General features: G+C 54.5%; 1 rRNA gene. It reads right to left on the reverse strand.

Features of this window, described 5'->3' with window-relative positions:
• Positions 1–2 precede the first annotated feature (2 nt).
• Positions 3–2,934: ribosomal RNA gene (locus DFP98_RS38490) — 23S ribosomal RNA — on the reverse strand.
• Between the last annotated feature and the right edge of the window lie 157 nt (positions 2,935–3,091).

Raw genomic sequence — 3,091 nt, forward strand, 5'->3', positions numbered from 1 at the left:
GTTAGGATAAGCCCTCGACCGATTAGTACTCGTCAGCTCCACACATTGCTGCGCTTCCACCCCGAGCCTATCAACCTGGTGTTCTTCCAGGGGTCTTACGAATTGGGAAATCTCATCTTGAGGCAGGCTTCGCGCTTAGATGCTTTCAGCGCTTATCCCTTCCGCACTTGGCTACCCAGCGATGCTCCTGGCGGAACAACTGGTACACCAGCGGTGCGTCCATCCCGGTCCTCTCGTACTAAGGACAGCCCCTCTCAAATTTCCTACGCCCGCGACAGATAGGGACCGAACTGTCTCACGACGTTCTGAACCCAGCTCGCGTACCGCTTTAATGGGCGAACAGCCCAACCCTTGGGACCTACTTCAGCCCCAGGATGCGATGAGCCGACATCGAGGTGCCAAACCTCCCCGTCGATGTGGACTCTTGGGGGAGATAAGCCTGTTATCCCCAGGGTAGCTTTTATCCGTTGAGCGATGGCCCTTCCATTCGGTACCACCGGATCACTAAGTCCGAGTTTCCTCCCTGCTCGACTTGTAGGTCTCGCAGTCAAGCTCCCTTATGCCTTTGCACTCTTCGCGCGATTTCCAACCGCGCTGAGGGAACCTTAGAGCGCCTCCGTTACTTTTTAGGAGGCGACCGCCCCAGTCAAACTGTCCGCCTGACACGGTCCCTCTGCCCGATTCAGGGCAGCAGGTTAGAACTCCGATACGATCAGGGTGGTATCCCAACGGCGCCTCCACTGAGGCTTGCGCCCCAGCTTCATCGGCTCCCACCTATCCTGTACAGACCGTACCAAAGTTCAATATCAAGCTACAGTAAAGCTCCATGGGGTCTTTCCGTCACGTCGCGGGTAACCTGCATCTTCACAGGTACTAAAATTTCACCGGATCTCTCGTTGAGACAGCGCCCAAGTCGTTACGCCATTCGTGCGGGTCAGAATTTACCTGACAAGGAATTTCGCTACCTTAGGACCGTTATAGTTACGGCCGCCGTTTACTGGGGCTTCGGTTCACAGCTTCGGGTTACCCCTAACCACTCCCCTTAACCTTCCAGCACCGGGCAGGCGTCAGCCCGTATACTTCGCCTTACGGCTTCGCACAGACCTGTGTTTTTGCTAAACAGTCGCTTGGGCCTCTTCACTGCGGCCCCCTCGGGCTATTCACCCTACCGAGGCACCCCTTCTCCCGAAGTTACGGGGTCATTTTGCCGAGTTCCTTAACGAGAGTTCTTCCGCGCGCCTTAGAATTCTCATCTCGCCCACCTGTGTCGGTTTACGGTACGGGCACCTTCTCCTGGCTAGAGGCTTTTCTTGGCAGCGTGGGTGTACGACCTTCGGTACTGTGATTTTCCCTCCCCATCACAGCTCAAGGTTAACAGTATGCGGATTTGCCTACATACCCCTCTCACTGCTTGGACGAGCACATCCATCGGCTCGCGTCGCTTCCCTCCTGCGTCCCCCCATCGCTCATAACGGATTACGGTGGTACAGGAATTTCAACCTGTTGTCCATCGACTACGCCTTTCGGCCTCGCCTTAGGTCCCGACTTACCCTGGGCGGACGAACCTACCCCAGGAACCCTTAGGCTTTCGGCGGACAGGATTCTCACCTGTCTTTTCGTTACTCATACCGGCATTCTCACTTGTATACCGTCCACCAGTCCTTACGGTCTGACTTCAACCCGTATACAACGCTCCCCTACCCAAGCGCGCTTGCGCGCGTCTGCCATAGCTTCGGTGGTGTGTTTAGCCCCGTTACATTTTCGGCGCAGAGTCACTCGACCAGTGAGCTATTACGCACTCTTTAAATGGTGGCTGCTTCTAAGCCAACATCCTGGTTGTCTTCGCAACTCCACATCCTTTCCCACTTAACACACACTTGGGGACCTTAGCTGATGATCTGGGCTCTTTCCCTCTTGACGACGGATCTTAGCACTCGCCGTCTGACTCCCGAGTATACATCTATGGCATTCGGAGTTTGACTGGACTTGGTAACCCTTGGCGGGCCCCGCACCCAATCAGTGCTCTACCTCCATGATGCTCAACCTCGAGGCTAGCCCTAAAGCTATTTCGGGGAGAACCAGCTATCTCCGAGTTCGATTGGAATTTCTCCCCTACCCCCACGTCATCCCAGAGCTTTTCAACGCTCACGAGTTCGGGCCTCCAGTGCGTGTTACCGCACCTTCACCCTGCACAGGGGTAGATCACACGGTTTCGGGTCTACGACCACGTACTTAAGCGCCCTATTCAGACTCGGTTTCCCTTCGGCTCCGCCTCATCAGCTTAACCTTGCACGTGAACGTAACTCGCCGGTTCATTCTACAAAAGGCACGCCATCACCCCTAGATCGGGCTCTGACTTCTTGTAAGCGCACGGTTTCAGGTTCTCTTTCACTCCGCTCCCGCGGTGCTTTTCACCTTTCCCTCACGGTACTGCTTCGCTATCGGTCGCCAGGGAGTATTTAGCCTTGGCAGATGGTCCTGCCGGATTCCCACGGGGTTTCACGTGTCCCGCGGTACTCAGGATCCGTCTCGGAGAGAACACACTTTCGGCTACAGGGCTTTTACCTTCTGTGGCAGGCCTTTCCAGACCTCTTCGCCTAATGTGCTCTTTTATCACTCCATGTGAGACGTCCTACAACCCCAGAGAGCAAGCCCTCTGGTTTGGGCTAATCCGCTTTCGCTCGCCGCTACTGACGGAATCACTGTTGTTTTCTCTTCCTCAGGGTACTTAGATGTTTCAGTTCCCCTGGTATGCCTCCGACGAGCTATGTATTCACTCGAAGGTAACTATCCATTACGATAGCTGGGTTTCCCCATTCGGAAATCTCCGGATCAAAGCTCACTTACAGCTCCCCGAAGCATATCGCTGTTCGTCGCGTCCTTCATCGGCTCCTGGCGCCTAGGCATCCTCCGTGCGCACTTATTAGCTTAACCTCACTGCGATCCTAATATTGGCCGTAAGGTCAATATTCGGTCGTCAGTTACAGTTGTTTGACACTAGTAAGGCAGAGATGCTTCATTCTTCTTCGCGCAGCATGCAATCCTTAGATTGTATGCAGTTTGGTTCGATATCCAGTTTTCAAGGTGCAAG

Origin of the sequence: Cohnella phaseoli (assembly GCF_003386235.1) — a bacterium.
Lineage (GTDB): Bacteria > Bacillota > Bacilli > Paenibacillales > Paenibacillaceae > Cohnella > Cohnella phaseoli.